Origin of the sequence: Streptomyces prunicolor NBRC 13075 (genome assembly GCF_000367365.1) — a bacterium.
Classification (GTDB): Bacteria; Actinomycetota; Actinomycetes; order Streptomycetales; family Streptomycetaceae; genus Streptomyces; species Streptomyces prunicolor.
Genome location: NZ_BARF01000051.1, coordinates 41865 through 57528, shown reverse-complemented (window position 1 = coordinate 57528; position 15664 = coordinate 41865). Strand labels below are relative to the sequence as shown.

The window sequence follows — 15664 nt, the reverse complement described above, 5'->3', positions numbered from 1 at the left end:
ACATCAGTCCTCGTCGGCCAGAATCAGGTACAGCTTCTTGCGGGCGTCGTTGATGACGGTCAGCGCCTTCTCGCGCTGCTCCTTGCTGCCGGTCTTCCAGACCTGGCCGAAGGCCTCCATCAGACCGAAGCCCGCCTGGCGGATCTCGGTGAGGGCCTCCCAGTCGACACCGCGGGAAGCCTCTTCCCAGGGTGCGTCCGGGCCCTCTTCGGCCGCGGTACGGCCGGCCTCGGTGAGCGCGAAGAGCTTCTTGCCGCCCTCCGACTCACTGACGATCAGGCCCTCGTCCTCCAGCAGCTGCAGGGTGGGGTAGACCGAGCCGGGGCTCGGCTTCCACGCGCCGCCGCTGCGCTCGGCGATCTCCTGGATCATCTCGTAGCCGTGCATCGACCGGTCCTTGAGGAGGGCCAGGATCGACGCGCGTACGTCACCGCGCCGCGCCCTGCCACCCCTCGGGCCGCCACGCCCTCGTCCACCCCAGGGCCCGGGACCGAAGCCCGGTCCGAACCCGGGGCCGCCGGGCCCACCAGGGCCACCCGGCCCACCGGGACCGAAGGGCCCGAAAGCCCCACGCCGCCCGTCAGGGCCACCCCGGCCGCGCCGGAAGGGGCCGTCCTGTCCATGTCCACGCTCGAATCCGTGGGTACGCATCGCAATCACTCCACTCCATCGTTGATCTGTCGCGATGGGTCAACGATATATCGGGAGCGTTCGGATGGCAACCCCTCTCGCCGAGTGCCCTGTCGTACGCCGCGATGCCCCTGCGTGGACGTGAGATCAGGGCGCGATGAGGGCTTTGAGGACCTGGCGGTCGGCCATGGCCCGGTACGCGTCCGGTGCCCGGTCCAGGGCGAAGGTCCGGTCGAAGACGCGGCCGGGGGTGATCGTGCCGTCGAGGACCTCCGGCAGCAGCTGCTCGATGTAGGCGCGTGCGGGGCTCGCCCCGCCGGTCAGAGTGATGTTGCGCATGAACTCGGCCCGGCCGAGCGGCCCCAGTTCGTACTGGGGGGCGCCAAGGCGGCTGATGGTGCCGCCGTCCAGGACCGCGCCGAGGGCGGTGTCGAGTGCCTGGCGAGTACCGACGGCCTCGATGACCTTCTCCACGCCACCGGTCAGCTCGCGGATGCGGGCCAGGCCTTCCTCGCCGCGCTCGGCGACCACGTCGGTGGCGCCGAAGTCGCGGCCCAGTTCGGTCCGGGCTTCGTGGCGGCCGGCGAGCACGATCCGTTCGGCCCCGAGCCGCTTCGCGGCGATCACCGCGCACAGGCCGACCGCGCCGTCGCCGACGACCAGCACCGTGTCGCCGCGGCCGACGCCCGCGGTGACGGCGCCGTGGTGGCCGGTGGTCATCACGTCCGACAGCGTCAGCAGCGAGGGCAGCAGCGCGGAGTCGGCGGCCACCGGCAGCTTCACCAGCGTGCCGTCCGCGTACGGGACGCGGACGGCCTCGCCCTGCCCGCCGTCCACGCCGTCGAAGCCGTAGCGTCCGCCGTTGCGGCACGAGATGTGCAGGCCCTTGGCGCAGTAGTCGCAGGTGTTGTCGCTGTAGGTGAACGGTGCGAGGACCAGGTCGCCCGTCTTCAGCCCGGTCACTTCGGCGCCGGTCTCCTCCACGACGCCGAGGAACTCGTGTCCCATGGGGCGGCCGGTGTCGGTGACGGGCATCGACTGGTAGGGCCACAGGTCGCTGCCGCACACGCACGCGGCGACGACACGGACCACGGCGTCGGCGGGCTTCACGATCTTCGGGTCGGGCCGGTCCTCGACCCGGACGTCTCCGGCTCCGTACATCACGGCTGCACGCATGAGAGGCACTACTCCAAACGGGGGGATGCGGGGGGCGCAAGGTCAGCGTTCGAGCAGGCGTGCCTGGGCCTCGGTGTGGGTGTCACCGGCGGCGGGCGGCAGGCTGCTGAGCCGGTCGAGCTGGTCGGCGGTCAGGGTGACGGCGTCGGCGGCGGTGTTCTCCTCGACCCGGGTGACGCGCTTGGTGCCGGGGATCGGGGCGATGTCGTCGCCCTGGGCGAGCAGCCAGGCCAGGGCGACCTGCGCGGGCGTGGCGCCGACCTCGTCGGCCAGGGTCTTGACCTCGTCGGCGAGCGCCAGGTTGCGCCGGAAGTTCTCGCCCGTGAAGCGCGGGTTGTCGCGCCGGAAGTCGTCCTTGTCGAACTGGTCGAGGGAGCGCACCGTGCCCGTGAGGAAGCCGCGGCCGAGCGGGGAGAACGGCACCAGGCCGATGTTCAGTTCCCGCAGCACGGGCAGGACGCGCTCCTCCAGGCCGCGGGTCCACAGGGAGTACTCGGACTGCACCGCGGTGACCGGCTGGACGGCGTGCGCGCGCCGGATCGTGTCCGGGCCGGCCTCCGAGAGACCGAAGGCGCGCACCTTGCCCTCGGCGATCAGCTCGCCGACCGCTCCGGCGGTCTCCTCGATCGGCGTGTTCGGGTCGACCCGGTGCTGGTAGTACAGGTCGATGTGATCGGTGCCCAGCCGCTTCAGGGAGCCTTCGACGGCGGTACGGATGTTCGCCGGGCTGGAATCCACGTTCCAGGTGCCTTCTCCGCCGTGGGAGACCATGCCGAACTTGGTGGCGAGCACCACTTGGTCCCGGCGCCCCTTCAGCGCCCGACCGATCAACTCCTCGTTGGTGTACGGGCCGTAGATCTCGGCGGTGTCGATGAGCGTGACGCCCAGCTCCAGCGCGCGGTGCACGGTCCTGATCGACTCGGCGTCGTCGGTGCCGGAGCCGGAGTAGGCGTGGGACATTCCCATCGCGCCCAGGCCGATCCGGGAAACCTCCAGGTCACGCAGTTTGATGTAACGCATGTCGTCCTCTCCGCGTTGTGGCGCCGCCCGGTGCCTTCGCTCCCGCACCGCTCGGCAGCTCGTGCCTGCCGCGCCCCCGGCGGGATCCGGGACGTCGGTGTCTTGCCCCTTCAGCTTCGCCCGGATGGGGCCCCCGTGGCAGGGCGGGATCTTCGGGGGTAATGACAGGACCCCCCTCCCACCTGCGCACCGGAGCGGGTGCGGGTGAGACTGGAGTCATGGCATCCGAGAGCGCGCACAGCGAAGGCGCCGAGCTGGGCCGCTATCTGCGCGCCCGCCGCACCCAGACCAGCCCCGCACACGTCGGCCTCACCGTCGGCGCCGGCCTCCGCCGCACCCCCGGCCTGCGCCGCGAGGAGCTGGCCACCCTCTCCGGCATCAGCATCGACTACTACGTACGGCTCGAACGCGGCAAGGAGACCCGCCCCAGCCCCGCTGTCCTCGACGCGCTCGCCCGCGCCCTGCACATGGACGACCAGGAGCACCAACACCTGCGCGAGCTCGCCGCCCGCGCCGCCCGCTACGCCCCCGAACCGCCGCCCGCGCCCAGCCGCACCGTGCGCCCCCACCTCAAGCTGCTGCTCGAATCCCTGCGCCCGAACCCGGCGTTGGTCATCAGCCGCAGCACGGACGTGCTGGCCTGGAACCCCGGCGGTCTGGCCCTGTACGCGGGCCTGGAGGAGTGGCCGGCCAAGCACCGCAACCTCGCCCGCTATCTCTTCCTGCACCCCGCGGCCCGTGACCTGTTCGCCGACAACTGGGACCGGCAGATCACCGGCTGCGTCGCCCGCCTGCGCGCCATCGCCGGCACCGCCCCGGACGCACCCGACCTCACCAACCTCGTCGGCGAACTGCTGCTGAAAAGCCCCGACTTCGCCGGGCTGTGGGAGCGCTACGAGGTGACCGGACGCAAGCCCGTCCAGAAGACGTTCCACCACCCCCAGGTCGGCACCCTCACCCTCACCTCGCAGTCCCTGCACATCGAAGGCACCCCCGGCCAGCGCATCGGCGTCTACACCGCGGAACCCGGCAGCCCCGACCACGACGCCCTGCTCCTGCTCGACATGACCGCCGGAGTCCCGTCCCCTTCGACGCGGTGACCTGGGCGAGGGGACACCCTGTTCTAAAGTCGCCCGCGTGACCACCGAGCCCTCCTACCTCGCCGCGATCCGGGAGTCGTACGACACCGTCGCCGCCGACTACGTCCAACTCGTCAAGAACCCGGCGGAGTTGGACCCGCTGTCCCGCGCGATGCTGGCCGCGTTCGCCGAGACCGTACGGGCGGCGGGCCTCGGTCCGGTGGCGGACCTGGGGTGCGGGCCGGGCAAAGTCACCGGATATCTGGCGGAGTTGGGGGCGCCCGTCTTCGGCATCGACCTCTCTCCGAGGATGATCGAACTGGCCCGCCGCGCCCACCCGGACCTGACCTTCACCGTGGGCTCGATGACCGCACCACCGATCGGGGACGAGGAACTCGGCGGCATCCTCGCCTACTACTCCACGCACCACACACCGCCCGACCAACTGCCCGTCATCTTCGGGGAGTTCCACCGCACACTCGCCCCCGGCGGCCATCTGATGCTGGCCGGCCACGTCGGAGACGAACAACTGGTGCGCCCGGCACATGGGTACGGCGGCCACCTCGTCTCCTACGAGTCCCACCTGCTCCCACCGGACCGGATCGCCGAGTTGCTCACCCGGGCCGGACTCACGCTCACCGCGCGCCTGGTGCTGGAGCCGGCCGAGGGTGCGAAGCGGACCCACGCCGTCTTCCTGGCCCGGAAACCGGATCGCCCCCGCCACTGAACCACCGAATCAGTCCACTGCCCCCGAATTGGCCTTGGTCTGCGGCTCCACTCAGCCTCTAGCGTCGAGGCATGCGGATTCGAATCGTCGACGCCTTCACCGACCGTCCCTTCGCCGGTAACCCGGCCGGCGTGCTGCTCCTCGACGCCTTCCCGGCCGACGACAGGCTTCAGAAGGTAGCGATGGAGGTGAATCACGCCGAGACCGCGTTCGCGCACCGGCTGCCCGAAGGCGGGGACGCCGACTGGGCGTTGCGGTGGTTCACGCCGACGACCGAGGTCGCGATGTGCGGGCACGCGACCCTCGCCACGGCCCACGTCCTGCACACGACCGGCGCCCACGAAGGGACCGTGCGGTTCGCCACGCGGAGCGGTGTGCTCGTCGCCACGCCGGCCGAGGACGGGTCGATCACCCTCGACTTCCCGACCGCCCCGCTCACCCCCGTCGAACTCCCGGACGGTCTCGCCGAGGCCTTGGGCGCCGAACCGCTGACCGCGTTCGACACCGGCCCGAACATCAACGACCTCGTCGTCGAACTCGCCGACGAGAAGACCGTCGTAGGACTCGCCCCGGACCTCAAAGCCCTCGCCGTCCACTCCGAGCGCGGCATCATCGCCACCGCCCGGGCCGAAGACCCCACCCGGGGCTACGACTTCGTCTCCCGCTGTTTCTTCCCCAACGTCGGGATCGACGAGGACCCGGTCACCGGGAGCGCGCACACGGCGCTGGCTCCCTACTGGTCCGAGCGTCTCGGGAGCACCGTCCTCACCGGATTGCAGGCCTCGGCCCGCTCGGGGCTCGTCCGTACCGAACTCCGGGGCGACCGGACCCTGTTGACCGGTCGCGCGGTCACGGTCATCGACGGCGAGCTGCTCGCCTGAGCCTCAAGGGACCTGCCCCGTCGGTCCTCAAGACGCCTGCCCTGCCTACGACTTACGCCGTCGGCAGCCAGCCCACCTTCCCCGCCAGCAGCGCATAGCCGACGAACGCCCCGATGTCGAGCAGGGAATGCGCCACCACCAGGGGACCCACGCGACCCCAACGCCGGTACAGGTACACGAACACCACGCCCATCACCATGTTGCCGACGAAGCCGCCGATGCCCTGGTAGAGGTGGTAGCTACCACGCAGTACGGAACTGGCCACCAGCGCGGTGCCCGGTGTCCAGCCCAACTGGCCGAGCCTGCGCAGCAGATAGCCGACGACGATGACCTCTTCGAGGATCGCGTTCTGCATCGCGGAGAGGATCAGCACCGGGTACTTCCACCACACGTCGGGCAGCGCCTCCGGCACCACCGTGAGGTTGAAGCCGAGACCGCGGGCGGACAGGTAGAAGGCGATCCCGGTGCTGCCGATGACCGCCGCGATCGCCGCCCCGCGGCCCAGGTCGGGCCAGGGCCGGGTGCGGTCGAAGCCGATCGTGCGCAGGCTCTCACCCTCCCTCAGGAGGAAGTGCGCGACGAGGGCGACGGGCACGAGCGCCGAGGCGATACCGAACAGCTGCCAGGCGAGATCCAGCCAGGGACGGCCCGGCGCGGCCGAGGCGTTGAGGGTGGCCGCCTGGTCCTTGAGACCCCCCGGTTTCGTGACCGATCCGACAAAGCTGATCAGGGCGGACACTCCACTCGCACCGAGCGAAAGCCCCAGAACGAGCAGCGCCTCGGACCGGAGAATCCGCCGCGTGGGCCGCTCCAGCGGAAAAGTTTCGGCCACCTGCCCTGCCTCCACCTGCACACCTGCCTTCAGTTCGGAAATCCCGCCTCATGCCCATCTTCGCCCCGCTAGGGTCTCGAAAGAACTTACGAAGATCGTGCGCGACAGGCCGTTGGGGGGACGGACGCGGTTCGGGGTCGTACCTCCCCCAATGTCTGCCATACGGCCGCACACCGGCACGTGGTTCAACAGGGAGGGGCACCACCGTCATGGGACGTCACAGCTTGCCCGATCAGTACGGGGCGGGCGGCAGCGACCCCCGCCCTCGCGCGCGCCGCCGTACGGTGGCCATCGCCACGGTGCTCGTGCTGACCGTCGCGGGCGGTACCGCGGTGGCGGTGCAGAGCGGGTTGCTCTCCTTCGGTTCCTCCTGCAAGAAGGACGCGGTACGGCTGAAACTCGCCGCCTCCCCCGACATGGCTCCCGCGCTGCGCGCGGCGGCCGGGCAGGCGCGCGACGAGGGCGTCACGTCCGACGGGCAGTGTCTGAACATCTCGGTGACCGCCCAGGAGTCGTACAAGTTCGCGGACACCCTCAAGGCGGGCAAGCACCCGGACGTACAGGTATGGGTGCCCGATTCGGAGCTGTGGGTGAACGAGGTCACGTCGGCCGCCGACGCCGACGCGACGGAGGTGACTCCCGCGGGGAACGTGGCCTCCACGCCGGTCGGGGTGGCGATGGTCCCGGCCGCCGCGAAGTCGCTGGGGTGGCCGAAGAAGACGTACAGCTGGCTGGACCTGGCCGGTGCCACCCTCACGGACGACTCGCTGCGGCTGGGCGCGGCGGACCCGGCGCGCAGCGCTACGGGACTGCTGGCGCTCACGCAGCTGAGTACGGCCGCCGCGAAGGTCAAGGGCGGGGCCACGCAGGCGGCGGCGATGATGAAGACGCTGTCGCAGCGGACCTCGGACACCGACAGCCAGGTCCTGGACACCCTGCCGCGCAACTCGTCCGGCACCGAGCAGGGCAACCCGAAGCGCAACCAGGCGCTGGTCCTCAGCGAGCAGTCGGCGTTCGCGTACAACGCGTCGGCGGACAGCGGCGGGAGCCTGGATCTCTTCTACCCGAAGGACGGCTCCCCTCGGCTCGACTACCCGTACAACCTGGTCGACCAGGAGCGGCTGACCACGGACCAGAGTCGGGCCGCGATCCGATTCAATACCTATCTGAGCCAGCCCGCGCAACGGAAGCTCATGGAGAAGTACGGCTTCCGGACGGACGACGACGCCGCACCAAAGGCCGTGGTCGCCAAGGCGGGTGGCGTCAGTCCGCAGCCGTACGCCGTGGCCGCGCCCGATCCCGCCTCCGACGCGGCGCTCCAAGAGGCCCTGGGCACCTGGACGATCACGGTGCAGAGCGCGCGGATCACCACGGTCGTGGACGCGTCCGCCTCGATGGCGGAGACGGTGCCGGGGACCGGACAGTCGCGCATGGACGTCACGAAGGCCTCGCTGCTGCAGGCGCTGGCCACGTTCACGCCCGAGGACGAGATCGGGCTGTGGGAGTTCTCGACGAAGCTCGACGGCGACAAGGACTACCGCGTGCTCGTACCGACCGAGCGGCTCGGCGACCAGAAGGGCGACGGCACCCAACGGGACGCCCTGTCGGCGGCGTTCGGCTCGCTGAAGCCGGTGCCGAACGGCGCGACAGGGCTCTACGACACGACGCTCGCCGCGTACAAGGCGGCCACGTCCTCTTATGCGAAGGGGAAGTTCAACGCGCTGGTCATCCTGACCGACGGCGTCAACCAGGACCCGGGCAGCATCTCCCGCTCCACGCTCATCAAGCAGTTGCGGCAACTCGCCAGCCCTGAGCGGCCGGTGCCGCTCATCATGATCGGGGTGGGGCCGCAGGCCGACAAGGAGGAGGCCCGGCAGATCGCCGAGGCGACCGGCGGCTCGGGCCACGAGGTGACCGACCCGGCCCAGATCCAGTCGGTGATCCTCCAGGCCATCGTGGCGGCGGGCGCGTCTGGTGCGTCGGCCAACGCGGGCTGAAACAGCCGCAGTTCACCCCACGTTGGCCAACTCGGCCTGAAACAAAGACCGTTCACCCCAGCGGCACCGGCTCCGGCAGCCCCACCGGCCAGGTGTGGACCGGCTCCCCGAGGTGCATCAACTCGCTGTAGCGGCGGGTCGTCGCGGCCAGCGCGGCATCCCGGGCGAGGCCCTGCTCCAGGGCCCGGTGGAACGTGGCGGACTGCCAGGTCGCGCCGTTGGCCCGGCGCCGGCAGCGTTCGTCGATCACGCCCAAGTACAGGTCCCGGTCGGCCGGTTCGACCCCCCACGCGTCCAGCCCGGCCTCCGCGAGCGGCAACAGTTCATCGCGTACGAGGGCCACCGCGTCGATCTCGGTGACGCCGCCGAGGCGTCCGCGCCGGGGCCAGAGCAGGCGGGCGTCGATGCCGTGGCGGCACGCGGTGTCGAAGTTGGCGGCTGCGGCCTCGAAGGGCAGCCGGGTCCACACCGGCCGCGACTCCTCGGCGAGGGCGCGGACGACGCCGTAGTAGAACGCGGTGTTGGCGATGACGTCGGTGACGGTGGGGCCGGCGGGCAGGACGCGGTTCTCGACGCGCAGGTGCGGGACGCCGTCGGCGATGCCGTAGACCGGGCGGTTCCAGCGGTACACCGTGCCGTTGTGCAGGACGAGTTCGGCAAGGGTGGGGATGCCGCCCGCGTCGAGGACTTCGAGGGGTTCCTCGTCGTCGTGGATCGGGAGCAGGGGCGGGAAGAAGCGCAGGTTCTCCTCAAAGAGGTCGTACGCCGACGTGACCCAGCGCTCGCCGAACCAGGTGCGGGGGCGGACGCCCTGGGCCTGGAGTTCGGGCGGGCGGGTGTCGGTGGCCTGCTGGAACAGCGGGGGCCGGGACTCGTGCCACAGCTCGCGGCCGAACAGGAAGGGCGAGTTGGCGCCCACGGCGACCTGGACGGCGGCGACGGCCTGGGCCGCGTTCCACACGTCCGCGAAGCGGTCCGGGGTGACCTGGAGGTGCAACTGCACGGAGGTGCAGGCGGCTTCGGGCACGATGGAGCCCGAAGTACAGGTGAGGTGCTCGACGCCGTCGATGTCGAGGACGAAATCCTCGCCGCGGGCGGCCACGATCTGGTCGTTGAGCAGGGTGTACCGGTCGACCGCGGAGAGGTTCGAGGAGACCAGGTCGTCCCGGTCGAGCGTCGGCAGAATGCCGATCATCAGTATTCCGGCGTCGACCTCGCCCGCTTTCCGATGGGCATATGCCAGTGACGTACGGATCTCCTCGGCGAGCCGATCGAATACCCGGCCCTCCAATCGGTGTGGGGCAATGTTGACTTCCAGATTGAACATGGCGAGTTCTGTTTGGAAATCGCGGCTCGCGATACGTTCCAGAACCTCTCCATTCAGCATTCTCGGCATGCCGTCGGAGCCGACGAGGTTGAGTTCGATCTCCAGCCCCATGAGGTTCCTGGGGCGGTCGAACCGCTTCTCGGCCAGCAGCCGCTCCAGCACTGTCAGGCAGCGCCGCAGCTTGGCGCGGTAGCGCTGGCGGTCGGCGAGCTCGAACGGCCCCGCCACGATCTTCTCCCCCACGGTGCGTCACCTCCTCGTCCCACTCGTCCCCGGGTCAGGAAGGATGATGCCCAGACCTGGCGATCGATAACGTCCCCGCGGCGGCCCGGCGCCCGCTACTCTGGTCGAACGTGACCCGCGGCACATTCACGAGGCATGCGGCACATGCAGTTCCGCCCGCAGTTCCGCCCTCAATGAAGACCTCGTGAAAAACGCCGACGACAATTGGCCGACCGCATCGGTGCCATATCCACAGGTCATCGCTGTAGGACCGGCCGTGAACCGGGATGATTCCCGCGAATCCCTGGCCGAATAGCCCCTTGTTGTTCATACGGGAAACGGTTAGACGAAACATCGTCTGAACACGTGTCGTATAAACTCCGCGAACAAGGCAGAAGGTTGGCGCCCCGGTCCTGGAACCTGCCGTCGAGGTGACGTGCGGCAGGCCGTACCCATGTGCACGGAACCCGGCCCCGGCCTCCCTGACCCCGAGAGCTGACAGCGCCGTCCGCCCCCGCCCCGCCCTCGCGCCAACAGTGCCTGTCGAATGAGAGGCGACCCACCATGCCGCTGCATGTCCCCCCGGCTCCCGCGCCCGCCCTGCGCTCCGTTCTCACGGCACTCGGTTCCCCCACCGCAGTCCGCGAGGCCCGCACTCCGTCCCTGCGCGCGGCCCAGGGACCGGCAACACCCGAACTCCCGCTGCCCCTGCATGTGCTGGACCGAGTGTCGGCAGACGGGACGGCCGTGACCCGGCTGGCCGGATGGCGTTTCCTGATCCGCTGTGGGGACCGCGCGGTCGCCGCGGCCGAGACGATGCTGACCCCGGACGGCTGGGCGTTCTCGCACTTCTTCGAGGGCCCGTACATCGCCTCCACCGAGCGGGCGCTGCGCCAGGCCGAGAACATGAAGGGCGCCTACCAGCCGCGCCTCCTGTCCGTGCCCGGCCTCTACATGCTCACGCTCTGGCTGCACGGCGACCTCACCGCGGACGGCGCCGACGGCCACCCCGCCGCATCCGATCTGCTGGTCCCGCTGGCCCCGGCGCCGCCCGGCATCGCGGCCCACCGTCCGCACCGGGTCGCCGAGTTGCTGCCGGTGCTCACCCATCGGGTGACTCCCGCGCCGCTGCTCGGTTCACCCGCCTGATTTTCCCCCGCCGTCACCCTCGTACCCCGTCATCGAATTCCCGGTGGCGGGGTACGATCGCGTTTCCGGCCCTCTTACGCTCGTAATGCTCGTACGAGCAGCAAAAAGCTCGTACGAGCCGGGAATTGGGATGAACCGTCCGCGCGGGTGAAGCGTCACTAACCTGTGAGAAGCGGTGCTGCTAAATCCCTGCGGATTGCCGTCCATGGGGCAACACTGGGTTCGGACCGACTCAACACCACGGGGGACGGACATGACCACAACAGAGCGAGAGATCCCACCAATGTGCAAGCACCAGCCACCGTGTCCCACGGCCGAATCCGCCGACCGGGAATCCGCCCGCCTCACGGCACACCACCCGGAACAGGGCTGGAGCCTGCTGTGCAACGGCGTTCTCCTGTTCGAGGACACCGGTGAGCTCCTGCCCGACGGGCAGATCATCGCGCCGCACCGCCAAGTGGTGACAGCCGCTTGAGCATTTCAGGGACATGAGGGGCCGGCCGCACACACGAGGTGCGCACCGGCCCCGACGCATTTCCGGGGTTGGTCACCCCGCGTAGTCACCCGCTATCGGAGTGCCTCCTGGTAGTCGAACCAGTCGAAGGCCGCTTCCCCCTCAGTGACGTACATTCCGATCACCCGTCCGGTGAATCCCCCTGCCACTTGAGTGGACAGATAGCGGCCGTCCAACTCGGCCAGTTCTACGGCGCCTTCGGGAGCCTCCACGGAGAACGTGAGGGTGTCGGGGCCGCGCGTGCCGACGTCGGCGGTGCTGATGTCGACGGCCAGGGTGAGCGGCCCCGGCTCCACCGCGCGCTCGGCGATCCGCTCCCGTACGGGACCGATCCGCAGGACCACGCTCACCACTCCCCCGGCGACCTCGATGTCGTAGTGATGCGCCTCGTCCATGCGGACGGAGAGACCGGCGCGGCCGGAGCCTGGGTCGATCCGGACCGCCGCCCGGCAGTCGAGGTGCTGCTGTCGGCGTCCGAAGAAGGCGGGGCCGAACCGCGCGTCCAGGGTCAGCCAGCCCGGGCGGCGGGTCAGTGACCAGCTGTCGTCCGGCCTGCTGCGCGGGGAGATCCAGGAGAAGGCGAGGGTCGGGGCGTCGAAGTCGTCGCGTACCGGCGGGAGTTGGAAGGGGTGCCAGGTCGACGGTGCCTGGTGCTGTTCCTGCACCGGGCCCACCCTCGGCCAGCCGTCCACCCATTCCACCGGGGTCAGGAACGTCTCGCGGCCGAGCACATGGAAGCCGGGGAACCAGCCCCGGGGCCGGGTGCCGAGCAGCACCATCCACCAGGTGCCGTCGGGGGCGGTGACCAGGTCGGCGTGGCCGGTGCTCTGGATGGGGAGGTCGGTGCTGCGGTGGGAGAGGATCGGGTTGGTGGGGGCCGGTTCGTAAGGGCCGCGCGGGGAGCGGGCGCGGGCGATCGAGACGCTGTGGCCGTGCGCGGTGCCGCCCTCGGCAATCATCAGGTACCACCAGTCGCCGACGCGGTAGAGGTGCGGGGCCTCCGGGTGCTGGAGGCCGGTGCCGGACCAGATCGGGAGCGGGCCCTCCAGGACCTTGCCGGTCGCCGGGTCGATGCGGGCCACCGTCACCCCGGCGACGGCACACCAGCAGTTGCCGTCCTCGTCCCAGGCCAGGTCGGGATCGATGCCGGGGACGTCGACGAGTACCGGGTCCGACGAGGGGCCCTCGGGGCGGTCGGCGGTGACGAGGAAGGTGCCCTTGCCGCGCACGTCGGTGGTGATCAAGTAGAAGCGGCCGTCGTGGTGGCGGAGGGTCGGGGCGTAGATGCCGCCGGAGGCGGGGGTGTCGTCCGGCAGGTCCAACTGGCCCGGCCGGTCAAGGACGTTGCCGATCTGGCGCCAGTGCACCAGGTCCCGGCTGTGGAAGAGCGGGACCCCGGGGAAGTACTCGAAGCTGGAGCACACGAGGTAGTAGTCCTCGCCGACCCGGCACACGCTGGGGTCGGGGTGGAAACCGCCGATGACCGGGTTGTCGTAGGTCCGCATGTACCTCAGCCCTTCCGTCCGGCCCGTGTTCGAAAGTTTCGGGCCGATTGGCGAACGTTACGGAGCGGGACTGTAGGTGGAACCTTCGGCGGGGACAAGGTCCGGGGCGGGGGCGAGTTGGAGGCTGAGCACCATCGTGAGGCCGCCGCCCGGTGTGTCCTCGGCGCTGAGGGTGCCGCCGAGGGCCTCGGTGAAGCCGCGCGCGACCGCGAGGCCGAGGCCTACTCCGGCGCCGCGCGGGGCGTCGCCGTAGCGCTGGAAGGGTTCGAAGATGCGGTTCTTGGCCTCGTCGGGGACGCCGGGGCCGCGGTCGACCACCCTGATCTCGACGCGGTCGGCGATGGCACTTGCCTTTACCAGTACGGGAGTTGTGTCCGGGCTGTACTTGACGGCGTTCTCGACCAGGTTGGCCACGGCGCGTTCCAGGAGCCCGGGGTCGACGGCCACCATCGGCAGGGTCTCGGGGATGTCGAGTTCGACGCTGTCCTCGGGGACCCCGCCGAGCGCTATCGGGACGACCTCGTCGAGGTCCACCTCGCGGATGATCGGGGTGACCGTGCCGGTCTGGAGGCGCGACATGTCGAGGAGGTTCCCGACGAGGTTGTCGAGCCGGTCGGCGCCGTCCTCGATGCCGGCCAGCAACTCCGCCTGGTCCTCGTCCGACCAGGCCACGTCCTCGGAACGGAGTGAGGAGACGGCTGCCTTGATGCCTGCGAGCGGGGTCCGCAGGTCATGGCTCACGGCGGCCAGGAGCGCCGTGCGGATGCGGTTGCCCTCGGCCAACGCCCTTGCCTGGTCGGCCTCTTCGCGGAGGCGGCGGCGGTCCAGGACTACGGCAGCTTGTGCCGCGAAGGCGGCGAGGACGCGGCGGTCCTCGGCGGGCAGGACCCGGCCGGAGAGGGCGAGAGCCATGTGGTCGCCGACCGGTACGTCGACGTCCGCGTCCTCCGGGTGCTGGCAGGGGCGGGGGCCCACGCTGCCCGCGCAGGTCCAGGGTTCGACGTCGCTCGCGCGTTCCAGGAGGGCGGCGGACTCCATGCCGAAGGTCTCCCGGACCCGTTCCAGGAGCGCCTCCAGGCTGGTCTCGCCGCGCAGTACGTTGCCCGCGAGGAAGGAGAGGATCTCCGACTCGGCGCGCAGCCGGGCCGCCTGGTGCGTGCGCCTTGCCGCCAGGTCCACCACCGATGCGACCGATACCGCTACGGCCACGAAGATCGCGATGGCGACGATGTTCTTGGGGTCGGCGATGGTGAAGGTGTGCACGGGCGGGGTGAAGTACCAGTTCAGGAGCAGCGATCCGACCGCCGCCGAGGCCAGTGCGGGGAAGAGTCCGCCGAGCAGGGCCGCCGCCACGGTGAGGGACAGGTACAGCAACATGTCGTTGGCCAGGCCGACTTCGGGGGCGACACCGCTCAACAGCCAGGTCAGCAGCAGCGGTCCGCCGATTCCGGCCAGCCAGCCCCAGACGATGCGGGCGCGCCCGAGCCGCGTGCCCCGGTTCACGGGCAGTCCGCGCCCCTTGCCCGCCTCGTCGTGGGTGATGAGGTGGACGTCGAGGTCGGGGCCCGAGTCCCGGGCGACCGTCGAGCCGACGCCGGGCCCGAAGACGTACTGCCAGCCCTTGCGGCGGGAGACACCGAGGACGATCTGGGTGGCGTTCACTCCGCGCGCGAAGTCCAGCAGGGCCACCGGGATGTTCTCGCCCACGACTTGGTGGAAGGTGCCGCCCAAGTCCTCGACGAGGGTGCGCTGTTGGGCGAGTTCCTTCGGGGAGGCGGAGGTCAGGCCGTCGCTGCGGGAGATGTAGACCGCCAACACCTCACCGCCCGCGCCCTTTTCGGCGAGGCGCGCGGCACGGCGGATGAGCGTGCGTCCTTCCGGACCGCCGGTGAGACCTACGACGATCCGCTCGCGCGAGCCCCAGATCGCCGAGACGCGGTGCTCGCTGCGGTACTCCTGGAGGTAGGCGTCGACCCGGTCGGCGAGCCAGAGGAGCGCCAACTCCCGTAGGGCGGTGAGGTTTCCGGGGCGGAAGTAGTTGGAGAGGGCCGCGTCGACCTTGTCCGGCTTGTAGATGTTGCCGTGGGCCATCCGGCGCCGTAGCGCGGGCGGTGACATGTCGACGAGTTCGATCTGGTCGGCGCGGCGGACGACCTCGTCCGGGACGGTCTCCTGTTGCCGAACTCCGGTGATGGACTCGACGATGTCGCCCAGGGATTCCAGGTGTTGGATGTTGACGGTCGAGATCACGTCGATGCCGGCCGCGAGCAACTCCTCGATGTCCTGCCAGCGCTTGGCGTTGCGGGAGCCGGGGATGTTGGTGTGCGGCAGTTCGTCGACGAGGGCGACTTCGGGGTGGCGGGCGAGGACCGCGTCGACGTCCATCTCGGTGAACTGGGTGTCCCGGTAGGCGAGTTCGCGGCGCGGGATCTCCTCCAGGCCGTGCAGCATCACCTCGGTGCGCGGCCTGTTGTGGTGTTCCACGAAGGCGACCACGCAGTCCGTGCCGCGCTCGATTCGGCGGTGTGCCTCGGACAGCATCGCGTACGTCTTGCCGACGCCCGGTGCCGCGCCGAGGTAGATCCGGAGCTTGCCGCGTCCCATG

The 15664-nt window shown here is 70.3% G+C and carries 13 protein-coding genes; 6 read left to right on the top strand and 7 right to left on the bottom strand.

The window, feature by feature from the left end; translation table 11 throughout:
• Positions 1 to 3: 3 nt before the first annotated feature.
• From SPR02S_RS60390 to SPR02S_RS23205, 3 genes are all read right to left on the bottom strand, one after another.
• The gene (locus SPR02S_RS60390) at positions 4 to 651 is read right to left on the bottom strand and encodes a PadR family transcriptional regulator (protein WP_078622977.1); all 648 of its coding nucleotides are present in this window, start codon (positions 649 to 651) and stop codon (positions 4 to 6) included.
• A 126-nt stretch (positions 652 to 777) separates the two neighbouring features.
• Entirely contained in the window at positions 778 to 1806 is a 1029-nt protein-coding gene (locus SPR02S_RS23210) for a zinc-binding dehydrogenase (protein ID WP_019059392.1), read from the bottom strand.
• Positions 1807 to 1848: 42 nt separating this feature from the next.
• The gene (locus tag SPR02S_RS23205) at positions 1849 to 2826 is read right to left on the bottom strand and encodes an aldo/keto reductase (RefSeq protein WP_019059391.1); all 978 of its coding nucleotides are present in this window, start codon (positions 2824 to 2826) and stop codon (positions 1849 to 1851) included.
• A gap of 218 nt (positions 2827 to 3044) precedes the next feature.
• On the opposite strand from SPR02S_RS23205, the gene SPR02S_RS23200 reads away from it, so the two are divergent.
• From SPR02S_RS23200 to SPR02S_RS23190, 3 genes are all read left to right on the top strand, one after another.
• Positions 3045 to 3926 carry a helix-turn-helix transcriptional regulator gene (locus SPR02S_RS23200; RefSeq protein ID WP_019059390.1) on the top strand — a complete coding sequence of 294 codons (882 nt, stop codon included), beginning with the start codon at positions 3045 to 3047 and terminating at the stop codon, positions 3924 to 3926.
• A 37-nt stretch (positions 3927 to 3963) separates the two neighbouring features.
• A complete protein-coding gene (locus tag SPR02S_RS23195) occupies positions 3964 to 4632 on the top strand; it encodes a class I SAM-dependent methyltransferase (protein WP_019059389.1) in 669 nt (222 codons plus the stop codon).
• A 71-nt stretch (positions 4633 to 4703) separates the two neighbouring features.
• The gene (locus SPR02S_RS23190; RefSeq protein ID WP_019059388.1) at positions 4704 to 5513 is read left to right on the top strand and encodes a PhzF family phenazine biosynthesis protein; all 810 of its coding nucleotides are present in this window, start codon (positions 4704 to 4706) and stop codon (positions 5511 to 5513) included.
• A gap of 52 nt (positions 5514 to 5565) precedes the next feature.
• Here SPR02S_RS23190 and SPR02S_RS23185 read toward each other — a convergent pair whose 3' ends face one another.
• Positions 5566 to 6366, bottom strand: coding sequence for a CPBP family intramembrane glutamic endopeptidase (locus SPR02S_RS23185; protein WP_019059387.1), 801 nt, complete (start codon positions 6364 to 6366; stop codon positions 5566 to 5568).
• Positions 6367 to 6554: 188 nt separating this feature from the next.
• Here SPR02S_RS23185 and SPR02S_RS23180 point away from each other — a divergent pair, with 188 nt between their 5' ends.
• Positions 6555 to 8342 (top strand): substrate-binding and VWA domain-containing protein, encoded by a 1788-nt coding sequence (locus SPR02S_RS23180; RefSeq protein ID WP_019059386.1) that lies wholly within the window; start codon positions 6555 to 6557, stop codon positions 8340 to 8342.
• Between the two features lie 52 nt (positions 8343 to 8394).
• Here SPR02S_RS23180 and SPR02S_RS23175 read toward each other — a convergent pair whose 3' ends face one another.
• Positions 8395 to 9912: a glutamate-cysteine ligase family protein gene (locus tag SPR02S_RS23175; RefSeq protein ID WP_019059385.1), complete on the bottom strand. Its 1518-nt coding sequence runs from the start codon at positions 9910 to 9912 to the stop codon at positions 8395 to 8397.
• A gap of 543 nt (positions 9913 to 10455) precedes the next feature.
• On the opposite strand from SPR02S_RS23175, the gene SPR02S_RS23170 reads away from it, so the two are divergent.
• Together SPR02S_RS23170 and SPR02S_RS23165 are read left to right on the top strand one after the other, a co-directional pair.
• Positions 10456 to 11040 carry a hypothetical protein gene (locus tag SPR02S_RS23170; protein WP_019059384.1) on the top strand — a complete coding sequence of 195 codons (585 nt, stop codon included), beginning with the start codon at positions 10456 to 10458 and terminating at the stop codon, positions 11038 to 11040.
• 283 nt (positions 11041 to 11323) lie between these two features.
• On the top strand, positions 11324 to 11515 hold the full coding sequence (locus SPR02S_RS23165) for a DUF5999 family protein (protein WP_019059383.1): 192 nt from the start codon (positions 11324 to 11326) through the stop codon (positions 11513 to 11515).
• 92 nt (positions 11516 to 11607) lie between these two features.
• On the opposite strand, the gene SPR02S_RS23160 is transcribed toward SPR02S_RS23165, so the two are convergent.
• Entirely contained in the window at positions 11608 to 13059 is a 1452-nt protein-coding gene (locus SPR02S_RS23160) for a glycoside hydrolase family 43 protein (RefSeq protein ID WP_019059382.1), read from the bottom strand.
• A 57-nt stretch (positions 13060 to 13116) separates the two neighbouring features.
• Positions 13117 to 15663, bottom strand: coding sequence for a DUF4118 domain-containing protein (locus tag SPR02S_RS23155; protein ID WP_019059381.1), 2547 nt, complete (start codon positions 15661 to 15663; stop codon positions 13117 to 13119).
• Position 15664 lies beyond the last annotated feature (1 nt).

What these genes read in the sequence shown, in the direction of transcription:
- SPR02S_RS60390 (WP_078622977.1), bottom strand. Translation starts at nt 651, where the DNA reads ATGCGTACCCACGGATTCGAGCGTGGACATGGACAGGACGGCCCCTTC.
- SPR02S_RS23165 (WP_019059383.1), top strand. Translation starts at nt 11,324, where the DNA reads ATGTGCAAGCACCAGCCACCGTGTCCCACGGCCGAATCCGCCGACCGG.
- SPR02S_RS23160 (WP_019059382.1), bottom strand. Translation starts at nt 13,059, where the DNA reads ATGCGGACCTACGACAACCCGGTCATCGGCGGTTTCCACCCCGACCCC.
- SPR02S_RS23155 (WP_019059381.1), bottom strand. Translation starts at nt 15,663, where the DNA reads ATGGGACGCGGCAAGCTCCGGATCTACCTCGGCGCGGCACCGGGCGTC.
- SPR02S_RS23170 (WP_019059384.1), top strand. Translation starts at nt 10,456, where the DNA reads ATGCCGCTGCATGTCCCCCCGGCTCCCGCGCCCGCCCTGCGCTCCGTT.
- SPR02S_RS23190 (WP_019059388.1), top strand. Translation starts at nt 4,704, where the DNA reads ATGCGGATTCGAATCGTCGACGCCTTCACCGACCGTCCCTTCGCCGGT.
- SPR02S_RS23210 (WP_019059392.1), bottom strand. Translation starts at nt 1,806, where the DNA reads ATGCGTGCAGCCGTGATGTACGGAGCCGGAGACGTCCGGGTCGAGGAC.
- SPR02S_RS23180 (WP_019059386.1), top strand. Translation starts at nt 6,555, where the DNA reads ATGGGACGTCACAGCTTGCCCGATCAGTACGGGGCGGGCGGCAGCGAC.
- SPR02S_RS23205 (WP_019059391.1), bottom strand. Translation starts at nt 2,826, where the DNA reads ATGCGTTACATCAAACTGCGTGACCTGGAGGTTTCCCGGATCGGCCTG.
- SPR02S_RS23200 (WP_019059390.1), top strand. Translation starts at nt 3,045, where the DNA reads ATGGCATCCGAGAGCGCGCACAGCGAAGGCGCCGAGCTGGGCCGCTAT.